This window comes from Alteribacillus sp. YIM 98480 (assembly GCF_009765375.1).
GTDB lineage: Bacteria > Bacillota > Bacilli > Bacillales > Marinococcaceae > Alteribacillus.
Genome location: NZ_VTOK01000010.1, coordinates 82,204 through 107,849, shown reverse-complemented (window position 1 = coordinate 107,849; position 25,646 = coordinate 82,204). Strand labels below are relative to the sequence as shown.

Genomic DNA, 25,646 nt, shown 5'->3' with positions numbered 1-25,646 from the left:
GGATTACTCATGAGCGATACGGAAAAGCTTTTAAAAGATTTAATAAAAATTGACAGCTCTACAATGGAAGGGGCAAATCGGGCGGTCGCGTTCTGTGAGAACTGGTTAACAGAACGCGGCCTTCCTGTAAGAAAGTTAGAAAACAACGGGTTTCACATGTTAGTATCTGAAATCGGAAGCGGAGACAAAACGGTTGTTTTAAATGGTCATGTTGACGTCGTCAAAGGAAAGGAAGAACAATTTTCTCCGTATATTAAAGAAAGAAAAATGTATGGACGCGGCTCTGCTGACATGAAAGCAGGTGTGGCAGCTATGATGGAGGCAGCAGTTCAAGCACAAAAGCACAATCTTAACTCTCAGATTCAACTGCAAATTGTTTCGGATGAAGAAACAGGCGGTTTAAACGGTACTAAGTATTTAACGGAACAAGGTTATTTAGGAGATTTTGTTATTTGCGGGGAACCGACAGAGTTAGGGATTGGTGTTCAATCGAAAGGAGTGCTGCAGCTTGACATTGAAACCAAAGGAAAGCCAGCTCATGGAAGCAGGCCGTGGGAAGGACAAAACGCCATTAAAAAGGCATATCAGCTGTATGAAGAAATTCTGAAACTTCCATTTGCTGCAGAAACTGAACCTCCTATGTACAATAATCCTTCGATTAACCTTGCAAAAATAGAAGGAGGGACGGTCTATAATAAAGTCCCGGAACACTGCATAATGTCTATTGATATAAGGTATTTACCGAAACAATCGGTAGATGACATTATAAAACAGATTAAAGAAACGGCAGATGCAAAAGTGGATGTCCATATCATTAACGATCCTGTAAAAACAAAAGCAGATGATCCTTATGTTGAAGCGTTAGCTGCTTCTGTAAAAGAAAGGACGCAGTTAGAACGAGCAAACATTTTTGGCCAGCACGGGTCGTCTGACGGTCAATTTTTTACCAAGCACAATAAACCAGCGGTAGAGTTTGGACCGTTTGGCCACAATTGGCATGGGGATAATGAATTAGTATATTTAGACACGGTCCATGCTTACCAAGATATTCTGCTGGATTTTGTTTTACAATTTTCCAAGGTAGAAGAGCGGGCAGTGCAAAATAAATAAAACATTAATACAAAAGGCTGGTAGTACCTTGTGAAGTACATATCAGCCTTTTTGAAAGCTAAAGAATAAATATATTTAAAGCACTGATATACTTGGTACCGTGCTGATTTTAAAGAATCCAGCATGATAAGTAGAACTTAAAGAAATGCCGCCGTTAAAGGAAGTGTGTAAATAACGGCGGTATTTCTATTTTTTTAGTGATAATACTCCGTTTCATTTTCTTTTAAGCTCTGAAATTTTTTCACCTCTGAATCATGAATAATTCGGATAATAGGACGGGCGAGCAGCTGCAGGCTCCCTAAAATAAAACAGATATTTCCTGCTGTTTGGATAGGCGGGGTAAATAGAAACAAGATACTTCCAAGTGTAAACCAGATTCCTGTTGATAGATCATTCACTGTACTGATTACTTTGTACCTTTTCCAAAAATAAAAGTTGGATTTTTTAAATTTAACTTTTAAGTAATCTTGAGCATCACTTAACCGCGGCAATTAGGCCTCACCCTTTCTAATACTTTATTTTAACTTTGTTAAAACCATAACTTCGGTTATAAGGACTTGACGAGAAGTCAAGTTTTCTTTAAAAGGTAAGAAATGATAAATAGTTGGCGTTTTACATGTCTAGCTCCAGCGCCTACTAGCTCGAGATTCTTTCGGTTCGTCAATGGAAAGCAAAGATCAGCTTTCCATATGCCGCCCCTCCAGGACTTGTCGCTCGTGAGCAAGGCGCTTGCGCTTTTCTTATATAAAATGTTTCCTATATTATTTCATTGAAATCCCCTCTTGGGCTTCCAAGAGGGGAGCGAGTGAAAGATGGGGGTAAATATTAAGGGGATGATCTATGCTTTTACCCAATAAGCTGCTTCATTTTCAGACGGGGAAGGAGGGAACTGATCTCCTTCATTTACTTCAATCGTGGTGTTGTCCTGGTTAGCATTGTTTCCATTCACCAGTTTGTCTACCTTGTAAGTGCCGCTCTCTGGAGCTTTTTCACCTGTTTTATATTGATTGTTTGCCATAATAATGCACCTCCGAATTTAGTTTATTATTTATCATCAAAGGGGGGCGTATTATACATATAAGGTGGAGCCGGTTTCAGGTCAGGCTTCCCTGCATGATGCTTTGGTTCTTTCACATACTCCAAATTACCAGAGGGATCAGGAGTTTCCCCCTTCTGCCCAGCTTCCTCTTGCACTGTCTTCTCCTTCTGAAAAGTTAATAAGCTGGTGAGAAAATTCTTCTGTTTCCCACGCTTATGGAACAGATGCTGGAGTTACCACGCCATCTTTTTCTTCTAACTCTTTGATGGCAGCAATCCATTGGTTTTGATGCATGATATTTCTAGCAAGCAGAAAGGAAAGCATCTTTTTTACTCCCTTATCTACGGGACCCCAGCACTGTTTTCCGGCATAGCACTTAGTCCCGAAACAATGGCATGATGAGAGTAGGATATCTTCCATTATAAGTGCCTATTACCGGATCACTTGCTGCTTCTTCTGCTGGGATACTGGAGCGTCATCTAATAATCTGGCAATCATTGTGGCGATCATTTCTACGTGTCCTAATTTTTCTGTCCATAAATTAAATCTTTATAATTTTCGTTTCCTTTGGTATTCCACCCTTGAAACATGTATTGCATAGCTACAGAAATTTCACAAAACTGACCGCCAAGAATTTCTTGAAGCTTTTTTGTTTTCAGGTTTAGCATGAAACGGAAGCTCTTTTTAATGAAAGAACATAAAAAAAATCTGGCTTTTTGAGGTGAAATTTAAGAAACAGTAGTTTTGTGGTAAGATGTAAAGCATAGGGGTTTTTTTAGCGGGAGCCCCTTTACTATTTACAGCGCCAATGGTAATCGGCTTTCAACATTAACGATTACTATTGGTGTTTTTAGAATTATTACTAGAATGTCGGCCGCCTTTCTGGCCGATTTCTTCAAAATGCTCTTGGCCATACTTTTTACTCGTTGTTTCTCCGCCTTTTTGGCCTATTTCCTCAAAGTGTTTTTGACTGTATTCTTCACTTGTTGTCTGTCCTCCGCGTTTACCTGCTTCTTCTCTGCTCATTTTGATTTGCCTTTCAGCCATAGATTATAACCTCCTTTCTATCGTTTCTATGAAGCTTTACCACCTTTCTTACTCCCGCAAACCTTAAATCTCTTCCTGCCTTCCAATTTAACTAAACTTTAATGCTAGATAATTATATTTACCTGTTTCTAAGAAGTAAAAAGGGGAAACAGACCAATAGAAATAAAAAGAAGGGAGGAGAATAATGGTTTTCGGTTATCGATCTAACATCCCTAAATATGCCCGTTCGTTCTGGCTGCAAAAGGAAAATCTTCCATCTTTTCCGCCTTTAAATAAGGATATTGTTGTAGATGTAACCATTGTAGGGGGTGGTGCAGCAGGTATAACAACGGCATATTTACTGGCAATAAACGGGGTGAAAACAGCCCTTATTGAGGCCGATACCTTATTAGGAGGAACAACAGGACACACAACCGCTAAAATATCATCGCAACATGGAATGATTTATGACGAGATCCTTCAAAACTTCGGTGAAAGAACAGCTCAACTGTATTATGAAGCAAATGAACAAGCTATTTCTTTTATTAGAAACACGGCAGAAAGCCATCAAATAAAATGTGATTTTAGCACACAAGATGCGTATCTTTACACAAGTACAGAAGAAGGAAAGAAGAAAATACAAAATGAAGCAGCTGCCTATGAAAAAATTGGGATAAACGGTGGATATGCTTTAAGTGAAGTGGAACTACCCTATCATGTCAAGGACGCTCTCGTTATTCGAAACCAGGCTCAGTTTCACCCTGTAAAATATTTTCGGGAACTCGTACGGGTTATTCAAGAGAAAGGCGGACTAATTTTTGAGCATACAAGGGCGGTTGATATAACTCATCAGTCTCAGCCTCTAATCAAAACTGCTAAAGGGTGTGAGCTAAAAAGTAATCAAGTTGTTGTGTGCTCTCATTTTCCTTTTAATGATGGGGATGGGAAATATTTTTCACGTTTACACGCTGAGCGTTCCTATTCTCTTGCTGTACGTCCTTCTCGTCCTGTACCAAAAGGAATGTATATTAATATAGACACTCCAACTCGTTCGATCCGTCATACTCCTTCTGATTACGGAGATACCCTTTTACTGATAGGAGGAGAAGGGCACGCTGCAGGAAAACACCTGGCTAATACATTTCAATGCTACAAAAATTTAGAAGAATTTGGCGAGAAAAACTTTGGAATTGAGGAAATTCCTTTTAGGTGGTCTGCACAAGATTTAGTTACATTGGATAAGGTTCCATATATAGGTCCCATGGTTTCTGGAAAAGAAAATGTACTAGTTGCTTCAGGATTTGCAAAATGGGGCATGTCAGGCGCAGCAATAGCTGGATTATTGCTCAAAGATTATGTTCTGCAACAACAAAATCGGTACCATGAGGTGTTTACTCCGCTTCGAAAAAAACGAAAAAAATCAGAGATTTCTGCTTTTATAAAAGAAAATGCTAATGTAGGAAAAGAGTTTGCAGAAGGAAAATTAAATAGAGGACGACAAAAGGCAGAAGATCTTCACCCAGATGAAGGAAGCCTGGTGAATTGGAAAGGGAAAAAAGCAGGAGGCTATAAAGATGAACAAGGAAGAACATTTTTAGTTGAACCAAAATGTACTCACATGGGATGCGATGTAGAGTGGAATGATGCAGAACGGTCGTGGGACTGTCCGTGCCACGGATCGCGCTTCGCTTATGATGGGGAGATTATTGAAGGGCCTGCCACTATGCCATTAAAACGAATAAATGAATCTAACAGAGAGGAGTTTTAAAATGACGAAGGAACAAAAGGCAAGAAGAAATGAAGATTCGCCGGAACAGAAAATAAAAAAGCATAAGAAAGAAAAAGATCCAGACCCAGAAAGGCAAGTAGATGAAAGAAAAGCGGGTAAAGAAAGTGAAAAAAACCCGGACGATTTTTTTCATAAATAAGCTTTAGTATTATAAGGGGCGCTGCTCCGTATTGTTTACATGACCCATTTGCATGGGATATACTTTTTTGGGCAGCCCCATCCCTTCTAAAGCAGAAAGCTGATATAATTTATTATAGACTTCTGCAGAAAGGGAAGAAATAGATGATGTGTGTGGTGGATTATGCAAAATAATATAAAACATGATAAATACGATGTTAATCTTTTTTTTGTGCTTTTTTTATTCGCTGTAGCCAGCTGTTTATACATATATAACGCACAGGAAATGGCTCAGTATGATACAAATTTTGTCATAAGGCAAGCGATCTATTTTATTGCAGCATTTGCCGTTGCTTTTATCGTCCTTCATTTTGATTTTGAATATTACACGCATTTGTCTTGGATTTTATATGGTTTTGGCCTTGCTTTATTATTGTTTTTAGCAGTGGCTCCGGCTTCTATTGCCCCTCCAAACAAGGGAGCGGTAAGGTGGTTTGAATTTCCTGTAATCGGTTCGTTTCAACCTTCTGAGTTAATGAAGATATTTGTTATTCTCGTTTTAAGCAACATCATTAACAGACATAATTTACAACATACCCGTTCTTTGCCGAACGATTTGAAACTCCTAGCAAAAATGGCAGCAGTCGTCATTGTTCCCATTCTATTTCTTGTTAGACAGCCTGATATGGGAATGGTTATGATGACCCTTTCCATCTTTATTGCACTAGTTATCGTATCGGGCGTTTCCTATAAGATTATAACCGTTTTGATCGGCGGGCCTATATTAGGGTTGGCAGGATTCATTTATGCTTTTTTTCGTTACCCCGGTATTGTTGAGCAGTATATTTTTTCTAATTTATCTGCTTATCAAGTGAGACGCTTCTACGGCTGGTTAAACCCTTTTGAGTTCGTAGATGAAGGGTATCAAACAGCTCAGGCTCTTACTCTCATTGGCACAGGAAGAATGTTTGGTTCTGACGCAGATGTATATTTACCAGAGGCACATACTGATTTTATTTTTGCTATTATTGGTCATACTCACGGTTTTGCGGGGGCAGCCTTTGTAATTACCCTTTACTTTATCCTTTTGTATATGATTATCATGACAGCTTTGAGGTCTCATAATCCGTTTGGAACCTATATTTGTTCCGGTATTGCTGGTATGCTGGCTTTTCAAGTTTTCCAAAATATTGGCATGAATATTGGCTTGCTTCCTGTTACAGGTTTTACACTGCCGTTACTGAGTTACGGAGGAAGCTCTCTTCTAACGACGATGCTGGCGATTGGATTAGTAATGAGTGTTCGGTATCATCGCGAAACCTTTATGTTCTCTGCTTCTGAACATTCAGGTAAACAAAAGAAAGCAAGATTTTAAGAAAGCCTCACGGGCATATGTTTCTATGCTGCCTGTGAGGCTTTTATGCGCCAGGAATGTTTAACTTTGTTAAAGGATGAAAGTATAAGTAAAACTACGGCCTCCTCAAGTAGTCGGCTGCAAACCGAACAGAAGTCAGGCTCCACTCTTGGACAGGTGAAACGAAGGATTAAGAGGGTACAGACCCGTTGAAACAGGGGAGGGTGAACCACCAGGGGATATTTGGAGTAAGTGCTTTATATGGAATATTATGGAATGAATTGTATTCCAACAGAAGCACCCGCCTTTTTTTGCTTAAATAGGTTACCAATTAATTCCTGTTTATTTTCACTAGTGCAAAATAGTTAGAAATCCTGCGAATAATCGAGTGTTTGAAAGAAAACTCAATCACACAGAGGGAGTTTTTCTTACCGAGTAATAATGATTGACGGTAACGAACTTACCTTTTAATATAAAGTGGTGACTATATGTTTACTATTTGTGACTAGTTGGTCAAAGGAGTTCGTAAATGTCAGATAAAAAACAAGAAATTATGGATACAGCGGTGAATTTGTTTTCAAAAAAAGGCTACCATTTCACTTCTGTCCAAGAGATTACAACTGCTTGCAATATTTCAAAAGGTGCTTTTTATAAACACTTTACCTCCAAAGAAAGTATGATGCTTGTATTACTTGAGAGATATCATCACAATTTGCTGCTTGAAGCGGAGCGTTTGGAGTACCCGGGAATAACGACCAAAGAGCGACTAGTTCAAAAAATAGAAGTGGAACTAACAAAGTCTGTGGAGTATTGTTCCTTCTTTCACATTTTATTTACCGAGTTTTTTCCAACCGATGATAATGAAGTGAACCACAAAGTAAAAGAAATGCAGCTTGCTTTAAGGGAATGGCATAAAAATGCTTTATTGGAGGCATTTGGTGACAGGGTACGCCCCTATATAAGAGATTTAACTGCGATAATGGAAGGAATGATAAAAGAATATTTAATGCTCCATATGTGGGAAGGCCATTCACTGTCCCTTCCTAAGCTTGCTTGTTTTATCTTTTATCGATTAGAAGCAATTGTACATCAAGATAAAAATATAGAACCACTGCTTCCTGTAGGGGAAGAAGACGTAAGACATAAAACAGACATTCAAACGATAATTCGGAAGTTAGAAATAATGCAGACCGATGTCAAAAAACAACCAACTAAATTTCAAAAAGAAGACAGAGAAACAGTTCAAATGGTGCTTACCGAAATAAAACGCAGCGACAGGAGAGAGTTTTTAGTAGACGCCTTACTATTGTATCTCTTACATCGTCCCTATTTAAAAAATGAAATCCAAAAATTAGTGAATATGTGGGAAGAATGGAAAGGAGAAATAAATGATGAGTTCACCAACCAATAGATCCTGGAACCTCCCTCCTATCCAAAAAGGTTTAATGATTACAGCTTTAATGGCAGGGGCTTTCATGGGAATAATAAATGAAACACTACTGGCCACTGCTCTTCCGACAATTATGAATGTGTTTAATCTCGAAGAAAATACAGTGCAGTGGTTAACAACGGTATTCTTATTAACAAATGGAATTATGATTCCGATTTCTGCTTTTTTAATTGAGCGGTTTTCAACGAGAGGTTTATTTTTAAGCGCGATTGGTTTGTTTGGAGCAGGAACGCTCGTTGCTGCAATCGCTCCTTCGTTTCCTGTTCTTGTTTTGGCTCGTGTCATCCAAGCATCCGGTTCTGGGATCATGCTACCATTGTTAATGACCGTGTTGTTAGCAGTTATTCCGGTAGAAAGACGAGGAACAGCAATGGGGATGGCTGGAATTGTTATTTCGTTTGCCCCAGCTATTGGACCGACCCTTTCTGGCTGGCTTCTTGCTCACTTTGAGTGGAGAGCGCTGTTTTTTACCGTTCTGCCATTAGTGGCAGTCACTATGATACTAGCATTTTTATATATGAAGAATGTAACACAACTGACGAAACCTAAAATTGATGTTATTTCTATTATTCTTTCTTCGTTTGGTTTTGGCGGGATTTTATATGGATTCAGTATCGCAGCAGAAAGCGGATGGGGTAGTTTATCGGTCGTGACAAGCATTACGGGCGGAATGGTCATTTTATTTTTCTTTATTAGAAGACAGCTTCAGCTTAAAGCCCCAATGCTTGAGTTTCGCGTTTTTCAATATCCAGTTTTTACTCTATCAATGCTTATTACGATGGCGGTGTTGATTTCATTAATTGGCGCGGAAACTTTATTGCCTCTTTATATGCAGACCGTTATGGATTTCACACCGTTAGAATCTGGATTAATGCTGCTTCCTGGTGCTATTGTGATTGGCATTATGTCTCCTATTACCGGTCACTTGTTTGATAAATTTGGGGCAAGGTGGCTGGCCATTAGTGGTTTATTGATTGTAACGATCACCACATATTTATTTACAAATCTAACGTTAGAAACATCGTTTACTTATATGACCACTATATATGCTATTAGAATGTTTGGTCTTTCATTTGCTATGATGCCAGTAGTTACTTCGGCTTTGAATCAACTTCCGGAAACCCTTTATTCGCATGGATCTGCTATGATGAATACGATGCAGCAAGTATCGGCATCCATTGGGACAGCAATATTGGTGACATTTGTCAGTGTAGGTGCCAGCCGTTTTAGCCCAGACAGTTCTATCGAAGGCATGCCTCAAGAGGAGGCACAAACCCAAATGATGCAGCTCGCTCAATTGAATGGTTATCAATGGGCATTTATGGGAAGTACGATACTAGCATTGATAGCATTTTTACTTTCATTGTTTCTTCGCTCTAAAGAACAAGAAAAATTAGGAAAAGCAGCAGAAGAAAAAGAAGCAGAAGCCGGAATATAAAGGATGGTGGATAAAAAATGACTTATTGGGAGGATCATTTAAAAAAACGTACTGTCACGTTAAGAGACGGGACTATTCTACCGTGCTTAGGACAAGGAACATGGCATATGGGGGAAAACCCAATGAAAAAGGCCGAAGAAGTTAAAGCTTTACAGCGCGGAATTGATTTAGGTATGACGGTAATTGACACAGCCGAAATGTATGGGGAAGGTGAATCGGAGCGCGTCGTAGGGGAAGCGGTAAAGGACCGGCGAGATAACGTTTTTTTGGTTTCAAAAGTTTATCCTCATAATGCCGGAACTGAAACGATTAAGACTGCTTGTGAAAACAGTTTGAAACGAATGGGGACAGAATATGTAGATCTGTATCTATTGCATTGGCGGGGAGGAGTTCCTTTAGAGGAAACAGTAGAAGGAATGGAAAAGCTGAAGGCAGAAGGTAAAATAAAAAGATGGGGCGTTTCCAATTTTGATATAAATGATATGAAAGAATTAAGGAACCTTAACTACGGTTCTAACTGTGCGACGAATCAAGTATTATACCATTTAAGTTCAAGAGGTATCGAATTTGATTTGCTGCCTTGTCAAGAAGAGCATCATATGCCGGTAATGGCGTATTGTCCATTGGCTCAAGGCGGTATGCTTAGAAAGCAATTAATTACTCATCCTGTCATTCAAGAGATCGCGAAAAACCATGAGGCAAAACCATTACAAATTGCACTTGCCTGGACAATAAGAAAAAATCAAATTATTTCCATTCCAAAAGCCGGTCAAGAGAACCACGTAATTGACAATGCAGCAGCTGCGGGCATTGAATTAACAATAGAAGAACAAAACCAGCTAGATAGCGCTTTTCCACCCCCTTCAAGAAAAACACCACTTGATATTATTTAAAACTTTTGATGAATCACTATAGAAAGAGGGTCGGGAGGTTAGTTACCTCCCCCTATCTCAATTAATTCGCTGATAAATTGCCAAAAAAAGTAGAGGCTGTATCCAAGTATAACCATTCCGCTTATCGTGATTATTATTTGAAGAAATCGTTTATTCAAGTATTTCCTGCCTGCATGAAGGAAAATGGCTAAAATAGTAAACCATGCGAGGGACCCGGCCAGTACTGCTAAAGAAAAGATAGTAAGGTTTTGGTTGTTTATCATCATGGGAGAAAGCAATCCTGTCCACCATACCAAGGTAAATGGATTAAAAGTTGTAATGGCTGTTCCTGCCCAATATGCTTGAAGAATTTTTTTCTTGTTTAAAATTACGTTTGCAGCATTGTTTTGAGAAGAAACCCCCTGTATATTTTTGATTTCAGAAAAAATCCCCCAGCTCACATAGCTTAACACTACACCTCCAGTAAGCCATAATAAGGAATTAACGATAGGAAATGTATTTATAACCGGCATAACCCCTAATAATACAGCAGCAAGTATTATTGCATCTCCTGTTACGGCCCCTAAACCTACAGAAAGGGCAAATAAAAAGCCGCTGCGTGTTCCTTGTTTTATTTCTTCACCATTGCTAGGACAAGTAGGTGAAGCAACAAACCCTAAAATGAAACCGTTTACCAATATGTTTATCATATTAATTTCCCCTTTTAATTCTAATATTCGAAAATTATCGAATTGAATGGTCAAAAAAATTTACTTTCCTCCTTTCGCGTTTTTAAAAAAGAGTGCGAGTTGTGTTACTGTATTCGATTCAACCCAACATTCAATATTTTTCCCTTTTCTTTCCATGCGAATTAACCCTGCTTGCCGCAGCTCTTTTAAATGATGTGACACTGTCGAAGCTGCAATTCCTAAGCCTTCCCCCAGCTCTCCTACGCTTGTGCGCATCTCTTCTGGTGTACTTATCTCTCCTGGATAACAATTATTTGCCAGGTAAAGAAAAATTTGAAGACGATAAGGGTTTGATAATGCTTTAAACATTTCACTAAAAGCTGTTACATCTTTAGAATTAATTTTATATTTCGACATATGTAGAATTGTACAGTGATTAAAAGTTTTTATCAAATATTTAAAAATAGAAAAAATTAACATGTTATACTTTAGGAAATAAGATGTGATTCTTTTTCACTGTTGATAAAGAATTTAATAGTAAGAGTATCAGATAAACTGCAGCTTTTACCATTGGACTTTGCGGCAAGCCAAGCTTTTCTAAGGTGGCGGTGGGGATGACAAATAAGTTTCTATTATGTTTATTTGGGTGGATTGTTTTATTATCAACTGCAGCATGCAGCACTCAAACGACCACAGACGTACACCAAGAGGCCAAACAAGGAAGTCTTGATTTAAGAAATTGGGATATGGAAACGAAAGAGACGGTTCATCTTGATGGGGAATGGTTATTTCAATGGAACGAGTTTCAAGATCCAGAGAACGATTATTTCGTAAAGCCTGAGTATATAAACACTCCAGGAAGCTGGCATAATAAGATGGAAGAAGATCAATTGCCTCATAGGGGCTATGCTACATACAGACTTCGTGTACTCCTTCCTGATAATGATAATGTACTAGGCTTGTATATTCCTAGTATTTCAACTGCCTACAAAATGTGGGTGGATGGAGAACTCTTAGCGTCTAATGGCAAGGTAGGTACGAACCACTCAGAAATGGAGCCCAGGCATTACCCCCAAATTGTATATTTTCAGGCGGAGTCATCCGAAATGGATATTGTTATCCACGTTTCTGACTTTCATCAACGGAAGGCTGGATGGGCAAATGCCTTTCAGCTTGGTTCTCCGGAAGCTATTCAACAGCTGCGGGAACAAAAAGTTGCAAAAGAAATTATTTTTGTTGTCAGTCTTGCAGTAATGGCACTGTATCATTTTGGTTTATATTTATTACGTCCACAAGACCGTTCTGCTCTGTATTTTGGAGGCATTTGTGCAGCGGTGGCTGTTCGTACACTTCTACTCGGTGAAGTGCTGCTTATTCGCTTTGCTCCCTGGATTAACTGGGAGTTTTCGCTAAAGTTGGAATATTGGGGTGCGAGCTTTGGCATGATTTTTTTAATATTATTTATCCAATCTCAATATAAGAAAGAAATGCAAAAAGGAATACGCAATCTTCTGTTAGGGGCATTGACTGGTTTTAGTATTTTTATCCTCTTTACTCCCGCGCGAATTTTTACAGAAGCAATGGTTTTGCTGCAATTATTAGCATCCTTGGGCATTGCTTATCTTATTTATGTCTTGTTTAAAGCACTTATACGAAAAAGAAAAGGGGCTGTACTTCATGCTGTTGCTATGTCTGTACTTTTTGTTTTTGTTATAAATGACATTCTATATTATAACCAGATCGTAAGTACAGGCGAAACGGTATCGCTCGGATTGTTTATTTACCTTTTTGCTCAATCCTTTCATCTTTCAAGTGTCTTTACCGATGCGTTAACTCAATCTGAAAAATTGTCATCACGCTTGAAAAATATAAATCAAACGCTAGAAGAAAAAGTTCATGAACGTACAAAAAAGCTGGTAAAAGCCAATAATGACTTAAAAGAGGCCAACGCGAGACTTTCGAAAATGCATAAAACCAGACGCGAACTCATGTCAAATATTTCTCATGAACTAAATACTCCACTAACGTCCATTCAAGGTTATGTCAAAGCTATGCTTGATAACATTGTCGATCGCAGCAACCCTAAATATTTGCACCTAGTATATAATAAAACAATCTTTCTCGGAAAAATTATTGAAGATTTAAGGGAACTTGCAAAATTGGAATCAGGAACGATTTCCTACCAGTTTGAGAAAACGTATATTGTTTCATTTATTCAAAATCTGGCCTCAACGTACCAATCAGAAATAGAGAAAACCGGTTTACAAATGATCTTTATTAATAACCTCCCGGGAAAAGAGAGAGACTTTTTGGTAAGCATCGACCAGATTCGAATAGAACAAGTCTTTACTAATCTTTTGTTTAATGCTAAGAAATTCACGCCTTCTGACGGGCAGATTATTATAGAATTAGCTTTGATAAATGATGATAAAGGTAATGAAGCGGGCGTTTTTATACACGATACGGGAACCGGAATAAATAAAGATGATCTGCCCTATGTATTCCACCGTTTTTATAGAGGGGGCGTTATGGAAAATAGGAAAGGAGAAGGTGTTGGACTTGGTCTTGCCATTTCAAAAGAGATTATTCGTGGACACGGCGGAACAATAGGAGTAAACAGTGAAGAAAGACAAGGCAGTACCTTTTATTTTACTTTTTCATTAATTTCGGACCCATCCTCATCGTTGGTTCAAATGCACAAATCCGTGAATGATTGACTATACTAGCTGAAAGATGCTGTGAACGGATACGAAGGAATAAGGAAGGACAACACGGCTGCCCTTTATATCAGCAGTCGTTTGAGCCTTACTTTGTAATGAAACAACAGTATCAGCACCCAGTTTCCTTTCTTCCATAGGAAAAGTTCCATTCTCAACTAAAAATCAAGCTTTTGAAGGAATAGAATATGATACGTTGAAATGTTGATGTAGAAACTCAATTATCCTGCCGGAAGGAGCATCTACATTGGAGGATCACAGTATTCAACGGAACGGAGTCTTTAAATCAGTGTGTCCGCTAGATTGCCCTGATCAATGCGGCCTTGTTTTATATAAAAAAGACGGAAAAATAAAAAAGGTAGATGGAGATCTAGATCACCCCGTCACAAAAGGGGCTATTTGTAACAAGGTTCGTCATATGACAGAACGTCTATATGATAAAAAGCGTATTGGCCACCCTTTGAAACGAGTCGGACCTAAAGGGGAAGGGAGATTTAAACGTATAAGCTGGGAAGAAGCCGTTAAGATCATTACTTCAGCATGGCAGGATTTGATAAAGAAAGAAGGTCCTGAAAGTATTCTTCCTTACAGCTTTTATGGGAATATGGGACGTATTAGTGCAGAAGGAATGGATCGTCGTTTTTTTCATCGTCTTGGTGCCAGCAGGCTTAAGCGTACAATTTGTTCGTCTGCAGGTGCAGCCGGTTATGCTTTTACAATGGGAGGAAGTTTTGGCACAGACCCGGAAGAAACCGTACATGCTAAGTTATTTATCATGTGGGGAATTAATGCAGTCAGTACTAACATGCATCAGGTGACGCTTGCACAGCAGGCAAGAAAAAACGGGGCAAAAATAGTAGTCATCGATGTACATAAAAATCAGACCGGACGCTGGGGAGATTGGTTTATTCCTATAAAGCCGGGAACCGATACGGCGCTTGCCCTTGGCATGATGCATGTTTTATTTGAGGAAGGTTTAACCGACGAACCTTTTATGAAAAAATATACAGTTGGCCACGAGGAGCTTCGAGACCATGTAAAAGTATATAATCCGTACACGGTGTCTGAAATTACCGGAGTACCGGTCGAAGACATATATGAATTGGCACGTCTGTACGGTAAAACTACGCCTTCCTTTATTCGCATCGGCAATGGTATACAGCATCACGATAACGGAGGGATGTGCATTCGCACCATAGCATGTCTGCCAGCGTTGACAGGCCAATGGCTGCAAAAAGGCGGTGGTGCGATTAAAGGAAATGGTTCGGTCATTCAATTTAGCCAATATGCCCTGCAAAGACCAGATCTTTTAGAGAAAAAAACGACTCGCGCCATTAACATGAATAGTATAGGAAAAGAACTGATAGATCGAGAGGATCCGCCGATTCGGTCACTCTATGTATATAACAGTAATCCAGCGCTAGTCGCCCCAGAAAGTAATAAAGTGCGCAAGGGGTTAAAAAGAGAAGATCTTTTTACTGTGGTGCACGATATGTTTATAACGGAAACGGCTAAGTATGCAGACATTATTCTTCCTGCAGCCTCAAGCTTTGAAAGCACTGACTTCTATACTTCTTATTGGCACCATTACATGCAATTGCAGTACCCGGTTGTTGAACACTATAAAGAGAGTAAAACGAATTCAGAAGTGTTTCGCTTATTAGCAGAAGCTCTCGGATTTAAAGAAAAAGAACTTTATGATTCTGACGAAGTGATGCTAAGAGAAGCGCTGAAGCATTCAAATGTGGAATGGACCGATCTAAAAGAAAACCACTATGGTAAAGCATTACGTTCAACGAACATTTTAGACGATCTTCCCACCCCCAGCGGGAAAATAGAATTATTATCAAAAAGAATGGAGAAACTAGGACATCCGCCGCTGCCAACCTATGTCCCTTTACCAGAGGAAGAAGAACCTTTTTTATTTGTACCCGGTCCAAATCACAGTTTCTTAAACTCTACGTTTTCTAACAATGAAAAACATAGAAAACTAGAAAAAGGACCAATACTTCATATACACGAAGACGATGCTTACGCGAAGGGTATTAAGAACTGGGATATGGTGAAAATCTGGAATAATAGAGGACAATGTAAAATGAAAGCAGCAGCAGGGCAGAATGTACTTCCAGGTGTAGTGGTATGTCAAGGGTTGTGGTCGGATGAAGCAAGAGGGTTCAGCAATGTAAACACTCTAACTCCAGACCGCTTATCTGATATGGGGGAAGGAGCGGTGTTCTTTTCAAGTCGGGTTCATATGGAGAAAGCGTAAGATGTTTATTAAACTTTGAATCAAGTATTAGGGATGTGGCTGCGAAAATGATTGATAAAGAAGTTCGCTGGAGACAAAGATATGAAATTTTCAAAAGGCATATGACCTGCTTGAAAAATATACAAAAACTAGACCGCAAACAGAATTAGAGCGGGCAGGAGTCATTCAATTGTTTGAAATGGCTTTTGAACTTTCATGGAATGTGATGAAAGATTACGGAGAGGCTCAGATTTATAGTGTGAGAAGCCCTAGAGATGCCATTAAAACTGCGGTTCAAATGGGAATAATAGAAGATGGATATGTTTGGATAGATGGTCTGTCTAATCGGAACTTAACAACTTATACTTACGATGAAACAATGGCAGAGAAAGTAAGATCTTTAATCATTAATAAATATTTCCCAGTGATAAAAGTGCTGCAGCAAGATTTAAAAAAGGAAGTGCAGGTATGTTTGGTTTATCATTTTAGAAGAGAAGACTCCCTCTTACATTTTGTGCAGGGCGCGCAGCCCAAAAATAAGGGGGGGGATGAATCGCCTTTTTGTATAACAAAACATATGTTTGTGTGGTATAATATTCCTGTACAGATTGCTCTTTGAAAACTGGATAAATGAGGTTGTGGCAAGAAATGCTTTGTCACGTAAAATATCCAACCAACAATCGCCCCACACGTACCGAAGTTGCGAAAACCAAGCTAAAGTAGGACGTGTGGCGAGTCCAACGTACAAGTTTTTTGTTTTCACCGTAGGGACTACGGATAGAGCCTGCTAATATAACTGGTGGCTACACTGGTGTTCGCAGGAATCCCCCACTTCAAATTTCACCAGAAATTAAGTGGGGGTAGTTCAATAGAAAGAGACATTATGTATATACGAAAAGCTATATCTACATTCCCGTCTGTAGAAGAAGCAATCATTTTTGGCAGTAAGCAAAGGGCAATTATAAACAAGGATCAAATATAAATCATGCTGTAAAAGGTTCAAACCTAACAGAGCAGGACATTCGAGATCTTTATGAAAAATTAAATGAAGAGTACCCCATTCCTTATTTTTTTGAAAAGGTAAGAAATTATAAATATTGGCGTTTTACATGTCTAGCTCCAGCGCCTACTCGCTCGTGAAAAAGGCGCTTGCGCTTTTCTGATGTCCTCCATTATGATGCTTTGCAAAATAAAAATTTAAAACAACATATTGATCAAGAAGGGGATACATTGCCTCTAAAAACGGACGCTATTACGAAGTAAATAAATTGACATTTCCTTTCTACCGTAATATCTTTTCCTTATTACAGAAGAAAGGATTTGGAATTTGCGAACGAATGCTGGCTGGGATATGACGTTGCTTTTTCTTTTTGGGGCAGCACTTTTTTTCTTTTGGCCAAAAGAAAAAACAGAGGAAGTCACCCCAGAAGAATTGACAGAATTAACGGAACTGCATCCTATTGTTGAAGAAAAGAAAAATAAGCTTCTGCGTCGCTCTGAAGAAAGAGGAATAAATGTAGTAATTACCGAAGGATACCGGACACTGGAGGAACAAAACAATTTATATGAAAAAGGCCGGTCGCAGCCTGGAAGTGTTGTAACGAATGCACAAGGAGGCGAATCGTATCATAATTACGGCCTGGCGATTGATTTTGCCATAAACAGGAGATGGAGAAATAACGTGGAATACTGAATATGATGGAAATGAAAATGGGAAATCTGACTGGAAAGAAACCGCAGAAATTGCGAAGGAACTTGGATTTGAATGGGGAGGCGACTGGCCGGGGCTAAGAGATTACAGTCATCTTCAGTTAGACACAGATTTAAGTATGCATGAGCTTCAACGAAAGACCAATGAGCTAAAATAAAGCCTCTTAAAGAGAGTATATTCTCTAAGAGGCTTTACCTGCTGCTATTCAATCCCTTATTTATAGTTCTCATACCACCACCAGGCGGCACCGATGATGATGACTAAAATAAAGAGCACAACAATCAACCAAGCCCCATAACCATAGCCTCCACCGTAACCTGGAACGTATCCAGGACCATATCCAGGGCCGTAACCTCCAACAAAACCCATTTTAATCTCTCCTTAAGAAAAATTTGGTTTCTATATATTTGTATGAAATCAGGAGAACATACGGTTAGGTTAGTATCTTGTTTCATAGTTTTCTACTGGCTGTACTCATAATCAATAAACATAATAAGAGGCAGTGGACAGGACTTTCAATGTTTGCTGTTACACTATCAAGCCAATTAATCAAACGTTTGATTAGATGAAAAATGGAGTCAAAATAAATTTTCAGCAGAAAAAGGTATATTTCTTCTTTATATTGAAAGAATAATAGATACAAGCATAAGGAGGGAAAAGAATGAATAAAACAGATCTTATTAATCAAGTTGCTGAACAATCCGGATTGAGTAAAAAAGATACAGAGGCAGCTGTAAATGCGACTCTTGAAAACATTGAAAAGTCACTAAAATCCGGTGAAAAAGTACAATTAATCGGATTTGGGAATTTCGAAATTCGTGAAAGAGCTGCACGAGAAGGACGTAACCCGCAAACCGGTGAAACAATTAAAATACCTGCTTCTAAAGTTCCTGCTTTCAAACCAGGGAAACAATTAAAAGAAGCAGTTAACTAAAAAATAAGTGAATGTCAGCACCTGTTTATTATGAGAATAGACAGGTGTTTTTTGTACTTTAGGAAAATCTTACCTTTGTAAAAAAATCAAAGTATAAGCAAAACTACCTCTTCTGCCATTGGGACTTGGCGGCAAGTCGAGTTTTGCTAAAATCAAAGCTGTGAGCAGGATAAACTTAGACTCATTAGCTTCTGTGTTATACTTTTCTTGTTACATACAATAGTTAAGAAAAGGAGCGATTCCATGGAATTTGTTACGCTGAATAACGGATTGAAAATGCCGCAGCTTGGTTTTGGAGTATGGCAGGTAGAAGATGAAGCAGCAGCACCTGCTGTAAAAAAAGCTCTCGAAACAGGTTATCGTTCCATTGATACAGCAGCTATCTATAAAAATGAACGCGGTGTTGGGAAAGCTATCAGTACTGCAGACATTCCGCGGGGAGAATTGTTTATTACAACAAAAGTTTGGAATGCAGATCAAGGCTATGACAACACCCTTCAAGCATTTGATAATAGTCTTGAGAAACTCGGATTGGATTACGTTGATTTGTATCTGATTCATTGGCCTGCTCCAGAACATGATGACTACATAGAGACTTACAAAGCTATGGAAAAGCTTTATCAAGATGGACGGGTGAAAGCCATTGGAGTCTGCAATTTCGATATAGACCATCTACAGCGGTTGTTAGATGAATGTGAAGTGAAACCGGTCCTCAACCAAGTAGAATGTCATCCATATCTCGCTCAAAAGGAGCTAAAGAAATTTTGCCAGCAGCATGATATTTATATAGAAGCCTGGAGTCCTTTGATGCAAGGGGGAGACGTGCTCAATAACGAGATTATAACAGAATTGGCTGAAGCGCACGGCAAAACACCAGCTCAAGTTATCATCCGCTGGCATTTGCAAAACCGCTCTATTGTGATTCCAAAATCAGTAACTCCTGCTCGTATTGAAGAAAATTTTAATGTGTTTGATTTTGAACTAACCGAAGAAGATATGGACAAAATCAATAACTTAGACCGCAGTGAACGCAAAGGGCCGAAGCCAAGTGAAATGAATATAAGATAAAGGAAGAGGGCGTCTTTTTGACGTCCTTTTTTCTTTAATAGGTAGAAATTATAAATATTTGGCGTTTTACATTTCTAGCGCAAGCGCCTACTCGCTCGAGATTCCTTCGGTCCGTCTATGGAAAGCAAAGATCAGCTTTCCATATGCCGCCCCTCCAGGACTTGTCGCTCGTGAGCAAGGCGCTTGCGCTTTTCTTATAGTAGGACGTGGCTTTTTTCTTTATAGGGATAACACCTATATCAAGTAAAACATTTAGTTACATCAGGCTCCCCCTTTTTATTTTCATGTGAGCAGATATTTTTTCAATTAAAATGATTTTTGTTACATTTTTAACAGTAGAAAATATCATAACAGTCAACTGCAAAAGCATTTAATAATAAAGGTTAGTTTTAATTTATAACTGTCATAAAAGGAATGAAAAGATGCACTGTATTTTGAAACTATATTTAAATTATAATAATTATAATTTAGTATTGATTTTTTATTGATAGGTGTTATCATAGATTTATAGAAAAAATAAGAGGTGATCTTGCATGAGTAAAAATAATAAACATCTCACCACAAGCTCAGGTGCTCCAGTAGGTGATAATCAACATTCCATAACAGCTGGTTCTAGAGGCCCGACCTTAATTCAAGATGTTCACTTATTGGAAAAACTTGCACATTTTAATCGTGAACGTATTCCAGAACGAGTGGTTCATGCTAAAGGTGCAGGTGCGCACGGCTATTTCGAAGTAACAAATGATGTATCAAAATATACAAAAGCAAACTTTCTTAACGAAGTTGGCAAAAAGACACCGATGTTCATTCGGTTTTCTACGGTAGCAGGAGAATTAGGTTCTGCCGATACTGTACGAGACCCGCGCGGTTTTGCTGTGAAGTTTTATACAGAAGAAGGGAATTATGATTTAGTAGGAAATAATACCCCTATCTTTTTCATACGCGACGCTATTAAGTTTCCGGACTTTATCCACACTCAAAAACGTGATCCGCGTACACATTTGAAAGATCCAAATATGGTTTGGGACTTTTGGTCGCTCTCGCCGGAATCTCTGCACCAGGTCACATACTTACATGGAGACCGCGGACTGCCGGCAACACTTCGTCATATGAATGGGTATGGAAGCCATACATTCAAATGGGTGAATGAAAAAGGGGACGCCTATTGGGTAAAATATCACTTTATTAGTGAGCAAGATGTTAAAGCATTGGATGAATCAGTTGCCAATAAGCTGGCAGGAGAAAATCCTGATTACCACACAGAAGATCTTTTCAACGCAATTGAAGAAGGAAATTATCCAGCATGGAGATTGTACGTGCAAATTATGCCGTATGAAGATGCTAAAACGTATAAATGGGATCCATTTGATGTAACAAAAGTGTGGTCTAAAGAAGACTATCCACGGATCGAAGTGGGTCGTATGGTGCTTGACCGCAACCCTGAAAACTACTTTGCTGAAGTAGAGCAGGCTGCGTTTTCACCTGGTCACTTTGTACCTGGTATTGAAGCTTCTCCGGATAAAATGCTGCAAGGTCGTTTATTTGCCTATTCGGATGCCCACCGTTATCGTGTTGGGGCCAACCATGAACAACTACCTATTAATCGTCCGATCAGCGGAACCAACAATTATCAGCGTGATGGATATATGAGAGCGGACGATAATGGCGGCGGTTCGATAAACTATGAGCCAAATAGCTATGATGGCCCGAAAGAATCAGAAGAAGCCAGAATCAATCCTTTTGAGGTAACTGGTCAAGCAGACAGTGTGAACTATGATAGTGAAGATCATTATACGCAAGCCGGAGATCTTTACCGTTTAATGAGTGATGATGAAAAAGATCGTCTCATCCATGCTGTCGTAGGCCATATGAAACCAGTCAAAAAAGATGAAATCAAGCTTCGCCAAATTAAGCATTTCTATAAAGCTGACCCGGAATACGGCCGCCGTGTTGCGGAAGGACTTGGATTAGAAGTTCCGGAAGAGCAGGAAGTTTAAAATTTTAACAAATTGATTCTCTCTTTATTCTCTAAAAAACGGGTATCCGCGCTTAAATAGCTGGATACCCGTTTTTGGTGTTAAGGCAGCTTCCTTGCGGCCATAAGCTGATGCATTTACTCATCCGAAGTGAAAAGTGTCTCCTTTAATGAGTTGATATCATTGGTTTGCTGTTTAATCTCTAATTCTAATTGATGGATTAATTCTTCACTTCTTTTTAGGTTGTCTCCATAGTTATTTATTTTTACAATGAGCTGTTCAATTTGCTGTTCTAATTCTTCAAGTCCTTCTGTGTGATCTGAGTCATTTTCAGAGGGTTCTTCTGTTTTTTCCATCGTAAAATGAGTAATTTCATCCTTTAATTCATGAATTTTTCCCATCATTCCTTCATGCAGCGATTTAAAGTGAGAAAGTTCATCTTTATAGATCTTGTTTTCATCAGTTGCCTGGACAAATTTATTTTGAAGGGCTTGCTTATTTTCTTCCGTGTGTTTGAGTTGAAGAGCTAGTTCATTGTTTTGGTGTTTTAATTCATTCTTTTGGGCTTTCTCCTGTTCAAGAAATTCATTTAATTGCTTCATCTTATCTTCATTATTTAAAAGGGCATTTCTATATTCCTCTAGTTTTTTTTGTAAATTATTAATAGACGACAGATGAATTTCTGATTCTTTATTCATATTGTCGATTTTGATTACAAGCTGCTGGTTTTCTTCTAAAGAAATATTCAGTTTATGCTCGAACTCTTGTTTCTCTGTTTCCGTTTGTTCTAATTGGTAAGAAAGTTGATTAGCATGATGCTGCAAGCTTTCTTTTCCGGACTTTTCTTGTGCAAGCAGTCCATTTAATCGTTGTACTTCCTTTTCTTTGTCTGCCAGTTTCTTTTTATTTACTTTTACATCTTCTTGCAAACTTGAAATAGAAGAAAGGTAAATATTTACTTTTCTCGAGATGTCTGCGATTTTACCAGCAAGCTGTTGTTTTTCTTCAGAGGCCTTATCCAATTTATTCTGAAGTTCTTGTCTTTTTTTTTCCTTTTGTTCTAATCGACAAGAAAGCTGGTTAGCATGATGCTGCAAGTTATCCTTTTCGAACTTTTCTCGTTCAAGCAGTTTACTTAGCTGTTGTACTTCTTTTTCATTGTTTGCCAGTTTGCTTTTATGCTCTTTCACCTCTTCTTGTAAATTACTTATAGAGGAGAGATGGACATCTCTTTCTTTCGTCAAATCCTCCATCTTTGTTTCAAACTGTTGATTTTCTTGGTATAGCTCACTGTTCAAATCGTTTAATCGAGTGATTTCTCGCTTGAACGATTTATTTTCTTCGGCGACTGTGAGAAATTCATGATGAAGTTCTTTTTTATCATTTTCTAAACCTTTCTGTTGATGTTCCGATTGTTTTAATCGATAAGAAAGCTCGTCAATTTTATTTTTTAATTCCTTGTTAAGGGAGTCTCCTTTAACCAATTTATCTTCTGTTTCTTCAAGTCTTAACTTATTTTCTACTTGTTTGTTTTTATATTCATCGATTTCTTCTTGTAAACGTTGAATGAGAATGTTTTTTTCGTTAATTTCTAAATTTGTATTGTCAAGCTCTATAGAAAGACGGTTGTTTTTCTGTTCTATTCCATCCATATTTTTCAATAATTTAAGATGTTGTTTTTCGATATTACTCAATTGGTCTTGTAATGCATTTTTATCATGTTTGACCTTTTCCAATGACTCGACATATTGAAAGTTCTCGGTTTTTAAGTCTCGTATATCATCTGCTAACTTTTTGTTTATATTTTGCATGTTTAAAATGACATTCTTCTTTTCATCAACTTTTCTTCGTTTGCTTTCTTCTAATTGTTGTTTTTGGTATTCCATTTCTTCTTTTAATTGTTCATTTTCAAATAATAATTTTTTGATTTGATTATACTTATGATTTGTTTCATATTCTCTTACTCTGGCTTTGTATTTTTCCAGTTCCGATTTATAATGGATGAGCTTTTGCTGCAGCTGAAATTCATCACTATGATAAACCTCAGCCTGTGAAGTTGGTTCATTATACATTTTCAAGTGCCTCCCTTAAATTGTTTCTAATTGCTTGACGGGCCTTAATTATATGTATGGGAAAAATCCCTGTAATATTTAGAAATCTGAAGCTTTTATTGAAGGTGAATTAACTTTTGACCTCAAAAAAATATGCTGGACGCCATGAATCAAAAACTGCCAGGGAAAGGAACGTCTTCTGAAAACGCATACGTAACGCACAGAACGTGCCAATGTCACCAATGCTGCATGACGTGGTGTTTTTGGAGACGAACGCACAGGACGCGGTGTTTTTGCAACAGATTTAAGGAACTTCTTCTAAGGTTCAGTTCGGGTTGCGCTGAAGGCAACGTAAAAGTCCCTACGTTGTGTAGAAGTACTACCTGTAGGGTAAAATCTCTAGTTTTTACTATTAAAAAACCTGTGAATCATTTTGATTCACAGGCATTTGTTCCTCAGTCTAGACCTGAAGAGCTATATTCCGTTCTATACTCATGTTGGACGCGGATAAAAGGATATAAAATATACTATAAAACCAGACCAATTAAGGGTAAAAATTATAATAATTTAATATAAATACAGATCAAATGAAAGGGTATAAATATATAAAAGCAACGAACCAGATTCAATAAAACATTTATTTAATGATCATCTGTTACTGTAACTCATCACCCCCTCTTCTTACTTCATATTATGGATAAGAAGAAGAAGTGATATGCCTTTTACCCATTATTAAAAAGAAAATTTAATATCATTATTTGCCGTGAAGGAAATGTTTTTGTCTTGAAAATAAACAACACTCCGGACGATGGCCATACTTTTCTCTTCGGGTGTTTCAAAGGTTAATTGAAAGTGCGGTAAAGAAGCAGTTTCTCCAGGTGAAATAAGAAGCTCTTCAATCGGCCCAATCCAGTATTCTCCTCTCTCTTGGGCTTTTTCAAACCAGTCATCCTCCATAAACTTCCACCCTCTCATTCCTCCCGAGCTCTGAACACCAAGTGTGTCCGCCATTTCCGGAGGTATAATCTGACCGCCTAAATTAATGGTTTCAATCGGCTGAACCTTTATACAAAGGAGAGGATTAAGTAAATCCGTATCGCCTGTATTTTTTATATTTAAATCTCCTGTAGCCATATATTGGTCTTTAGATTTGGCAGCGTGGACCGTGTAATTAAAATATACTTCAGCATTTGATTCCTTAGCTGCAGACAGGGTTTGATTCCCAGGAGAAGTTGCGGCCTGTTGTTGTTGACTAAAGGATTGCTGTGACTTTTTCGATTGGATTTCATTTGTCTCTTGATGGTCGTTTTCATCAAAAAAGGCATGGAGAAATACATTTGAAATGGAAGTTGATTTTTTATCAAGGCTGTTACAAAGATATTGGCTTAAGCCAAGCGCTAAACTAAGGCTGATCTTATTACGAAATAACTTCCAATCTTCCTTATCAAAATATTTTGGCATTTCGCATTCTAACGTTAGATACGGGCCGCGGGTGTCTGATCTATCTTTGTTAAACTCATGCTCTATATGAAAAGCCTTAAGTTGATGCTGAATAAAAGTTCTTAGACCTTTTTGTTTGGGGTTGAGACTAAAACCAACCTTTACGATAGGGGAATCGATACTGTCAACGAAAGATATGGAAGTCAGTTTGAGAAATATATGGTTGCCAAGTAATGATTCATCATCGTTTGTCTCTTTTATGTTGACACCTGTTTCCATTAGAAAGGACTTGATTTCTTTTCTTAACTCCGTTTGATACTCATCTTCTTCCTTATTAATAATTGTGATTTCTTGAGTGTTTAATCCAGATTGGAGATCTAGCTTTCTATTTTCCAAGTCCCAGGCCAAAACATACCCTTGTGCTTCACAGTATTGAATAAAAGGCACAAGCGAGTCAGACTCTACCTTGCCAATATGTCTATTATGATAGCTCACATCTATTTTCATTTTTTTCCTCCTCGAAAAATACATGACACTCATGGCTCATTTTATGAATTACAGCTGAAAAAAATGAAAGAGAAAAAGTACAATACGTTAGCTGAATTAAGAAAAATCAC

27 protein-coding genes and 1 pseudogene are annotated in these 25,646 nt (G+C 38.3%); 16 read left to right on the top strand and 12 right to left on the bottom strand.

The annotated features are described in order from the left end of the window. The first annotated feature begins 9 nt into the window (after window positions 1–9). Window positions 10–1,110 (top strand): M20 family metallopeptidase, encoded by a 1,101-nt coding sequence (locus FZF09_RS13915; RefSeq protein ID WP_158737209.1) that lies wholly within the window; start codon window positions 10–12, stop codon window positions 1,108–1,110. A 194-nt stretch (window positions 1,111–1,304) separates the two neighbouring features. On the opposite strand, the gene FZF09_RS13910 is transcribed toward FZF09_RS13915, so the two are convergent. The 6 genes and pseudogenes from FZF09_RS13910 to FZF09_RS13895 form a co-directional block, all read right to left on the bottom strand. Further along, window positions 1,305–1,601, bottom strand: coding sequence for a YrhK family protein (locus FZF09_RS13910; protein ID WP_158737208.1), 297 nt, complete (start codon window positions 1,599–1,601; stop codon window positions 1,305–1,307). Window positions 1,602–1,948: 347 nt separating this feature from the next. After that, window positions 1,949–2,128, bottom strand: coding sequence for a YjzC family protein (locus FZF09_RS13905; protein ID WP_158737207.1), 180 nt, complete (start codon window positions 2,126–2,128; stop codon window positions 1,949–1,951). A 26-nt stretch (window positions 2,129–2,154) separates the two neighbouring features. Then, window positions 2,155–2,373, bottom strand: a complete 219-nt coding sequence (locus tag FZF09_RS23375) for a manganese catalase family protein (protein WP_370514465.1) — start codon at window positions 2,371–2,373, stop codon at window positions 2,155–2,157. After that, the gene (locus FZF09_RS23370; RefSeq protein WP_370514462.1) at window positions 2,363–2,473 is read right to left on the bottom strand and encodes a manganese catalase family protein; all 111 of its coding nucleotides are present in this window, start codon (window positions 2,471–2,473) and stop codon (window positions 2,363–2,365) included. The genes FZF09_RS23375 and FZF09_RS23370 overlap by 11 nt, the downstream gene beginning before the upstream one ends. 108 nt (window positions 2,474–2,581) lie before the next feature. Further along, a pseudogene (locus FZF09_RS23365) lies at window positions 2,582–2,748 on the bottom strand (manganese catalase family protein). Window positions 2,749–2,977: 229 nt separating this feature from the next. Next, window positions 2,978–3,196, bottom strand: coding sequence for a stress-induced protein, KGG, repeat-containing protein (locus tag FZF09_RS13895; protein WP_158737206.1), 219 nt, complete (start codon window positions 3,194–3,196; stop codon window positions 2,978–2,980). Window positions 3,197–3,380: 184 nt separating this feature from the next. Between FZF09_RS13895 and FZF09_RS13890 the strand changes: the two genes are divergently transcribed. From FZF09_RS13890 to FZF09_RS13865, 6 genes are all read left to right on the top strand, one after another. Then, window positions 3,381–4,943 carry an FAD-dependent oxidoreductase gene (locus FZF09_RS13890; RefSeq protein WP_158737205.1) on the top strand — a complete coding sequence of 521 codons (1,563 nt, stop codon included), beginning with the start codon at window positions 3,381–3,383 and terminating at the stop codon, window positions 4,941–4,943. Window position 4,944: 1 nt separating this feature from the next. Further along, complete coding sequence (locus FZF09_RS13885) at window positions 4,945–5,103, top strand: hypothetical protein (protein ID WP_158737204.1); 159 nt, start codon at window positions 4,945–4,947, stop codon at window positions 5,101–5,103. Between the two features lie 162 nt (window positions 5,104–5,265). Further along, entirely contained in the window at window positions 5,266–6,456 is a 1,191-nt protein-coding gene (locus FZF09_RS13880; protein ID WP_158737203.1) for an FtsW/RodA/SpoVE family cell cycle protein, read from the top strand. Between the two features lie 508 nt (window positions 6,457–6,964). After that, window positions 6,965–7,846 (top strand): TetR/AcrR family transcriptional regulator, encoded by an 882-nt coding sequence (locus FZF09_RS13875; RefSeq protein WP_158737202.1) that lies wholly within the window; start codon window positions 6,965–6,967, stop codon window positions 7,844–7,846. Further along, complete coding sequence (locus FZF09_RS13870) at window positions 7,824–9,323, top strand: MDR family MFS transporter (RefSeq protein WP_233269505.1); 1,500 nt, start codon at window positions 7,824–7,826, stop codon at window positions 9,321–9,323. Before FZF09_RS13875 ends, FZF09_RS13870 begins: the two co-directional genes overlap by 23 nt. A 17-nt stretch (window positions 9,324–9,340) precedes the next feature. Next, window positions 9,341–10,216, top strand: a complete 876-nt coding sequence (locus FZF09_RS13865; protein WP_158737201.1) for an aldo/keto reductase — start codon at window positions 9,341–9,343, stop codon at window positions 10,214–10,216. 38 nt (window positions 10,217–10,254) lie between these two features. On the opposite strand, the gene FZF09_RS13860 is transcribed toward FZF09_RS13865, so the two are convergent. Both FZF09_RS13860 and FZF09_RS13855 read right to left on the bottom strand, forming a co-directional pair. Further along, complete coding sequence (locus tag FZF09_RS13860) at window positions 10,255–10,905, bottom strand: LysE family translocator (RefSeq protein ID WP_158737200.1); 651 nt, start codon at window positions 10,903–10,905, stop codon at window positions 10,255–10,257. Between the two features lie 60 nt (window positions 10,906–10,965). Next, window positions 10,966–11,364 (bottom strand): ArsR/SmtB family transcription factor, encoded by a 399-nt coding sequence (locus tag FZF09_RS13855; RefSeq protein WP_158737199.1) that lies wholly within the window; start codon window positions 11,362–11,364, stop codon window positions 10,966–10,968. A gap of 134 nt (window positions 11,365–11,498) precedes the next feature. On the opposite strand from FZF09_RS13855, the gene FZF09_RS13850 reads away from it, so the two are divergent. Continuing rightward, a complete protein-coding gene (locus FZF09_RS13850; RefSeq protein ID WP_158737198.1) occupies window positions 11,499–13,601 on the top strand; it encodes a sensor histidine kinase in 2,103 nt (700 codons plus the stop codon). On the opposite strand, the gene FZF09_RS13845 is transcribed toward FZF09_RS13850, so the two are convergent. Then, window positions 13,602–13,739: a hypothetical protein gene (locus FZF09_RS13845; protein WP_158737197.1), complete on the bottom strand. Its 138-nt coding sequence runs from the start codon at window positions 13,737–13,739 to the stop codon at window positions 13,602–13,604. 109 nt (window positions 13,740–13,848) lie between these two features. On the opposite strand from FZF09_RS13845, the gene FZF09_RS13840 reads away from it, so the two are divergent. The 4 genes from FZF09_RS13840 to FZF09_RS23355 all read left to right on the top strand — a co-directional run bounded on the left by FZF09_RS13840 (window position 13,849) and on the right by FZF09_RS23355 (window position 17,717). Continuing rightward, window positions 13,849–15,870 (top strand): molybdopterin oxidoreductase family protein, encoded by a 2,022-nt coding sequence (locus FZF09_RS13840; protein WP_158737196.1) that lies wholly within the window; start codon window positions 13,849–13,851, stop codon window positions 15,868–15,870. 106 nt (window positions 15,871–15,976) lie between these two features. Continuing rightward, the gene (locus tag FZF09_RS13835) at window positions 15,977–16,468 is read left to right on the top strand and encodes an HI0074 family nucleotidyltransferase substrate-binding subunit (protein ID WP_233269510.1); all 492 of its coding nucleotides are present in this window, start codon (window positions 15,977–15,979) and stop codon (window positions 16,466–16,468) included. Window positions 16,469–17,176: 708 nt separating this feature from the next. Continuing rightward, window positions 17,177–17,542, top strand: a complete 366-nt coding sequence (locus FZF09_RS23360; protein WP_370514461.1) for a M15 family metallopeptidase — start codon at window positions 17,177–17,179, stop codon at window positions 17,540–17,542. After that, entirely contained in the window at window positions 17,526–17,717 is a 192-nt protein-coding gene (locus FZF09_RS23355; RefSeq protein ID WP_370514464.1) for a M15 family metallopeptidase, read from the top strand. The genes FZF09_RS23360 and FZF09_RS23355 overlap by 17 nt, the downstream gene beginning before the upstream one ends. 56 nt (window positions 17,718–17,773) lie before the next feature. Here FZF09_RS23355 and FZF09_RS13825 read toward each other — a convergent pair whose 3' ends face one another. Then, on the bottom strand, window positions 17,774–17,929 hold the full coding sequence (locus FZF09_RS13825; protein WP_199256794.1) for a YjcZ family sporulation protein: 156 nt from the start codon (window positions 17,927–17,929) through the stop codon (window positions 17,774–17,776). A 292-nt stretch (window positions 17,930–18,221) separates the two neighbouring features. Here FZF09_RS13825 and FZF09_RS13820 point away from each other — a divergent pair, with 292 nt between their 5' ends. From FZF09_RS13820 to FZF09_RS13805, 4 genes are all read left to right on the top strand, one after another. Then, window positions 18,222–18,494 carry an HU family DNA-binding protein gene (locus FZF09_RS13820; RefSeq protein ID WP_091587735.1) on the top strand — a complete coding sequence of 91 codons (273 nt, stop codon included), beginning with the start codon at window positions 18,222–18,224 and terminating at the stop codon, window positions 18,492–18,494. A gap of 243 nt (window positions 18,495–18,737) precedes the next feature. Beyond that, window positions 18,738–19,562, top strand: a complete 825-nt coding sequence (locus tag FZF09_RS13815) for an aldo/keto reductase (RefSeq protein WP_158737195.1) — start codon at window positions 18,738–18,740, stop codon at window positions 19,560–19,562. 58 nt (window positions 19,563–19,620) lie between these two features. Continuing rightward, window positions 19,621–19,809 carry a hypothetical protein gene (locus tag FZF09_RS13810; RefSeq protein ID WP_158737194.1) on the top strand — a complete coding sequence of 63 codons (189 nt, stop codon included), beginning with the start codon at window positions 19,621–19,623 and terminating at the stop codon, window positions 19,807–19,809. Window positions 19,810–20,095: 286 nt separating this feature from the next. Beyond that, window positions 20,096–21,559, top strand: a complete 1,464-nt coding sequence (locus FZF09_RS13805; RefSeq protein ID WP_158737193.1) for a catalase — start codon at window positions 20,096–20,098, stop codon at window positions 21,557–21,559. Window positions 21,560–21,675: 116 nt separating this feature from the next. On the opposite strand, the gene FZF09_RS13800 is transcribed toward FZF09_RS13805, so the two are convergent. Both FZF09_RS13800 and FZF09_RS13795 read right to left on the bottom strand, forming a co-directional pair. Further along, a complete protein-coding gene (locus tag FZF09_RS13800) occupies window positions 21,676–23,610 on the bottom strand; it encodes a hypothetical protein (protein WP_158737192.1) in 1,935 nt (644 codons plus the stop codon). Window positions 23,611–24,321: 711 nt separating this feature from the next. Beyond that, window positions 24,322–25,536 carry a hypothetical protein gene (locus FZF09_RS13795; RefSeq protein ID WP_158737191.1) on the bottom strand — a complete coding sequence of 405 codons (1,215 nt, stop codon included), beginning with the start codon at window positions 25,534–25,536 and terminating at the stop codon, window positions 24,322–24,324. Window positions 25,537–25,646 lie beyond the last annotated feature (110 nt).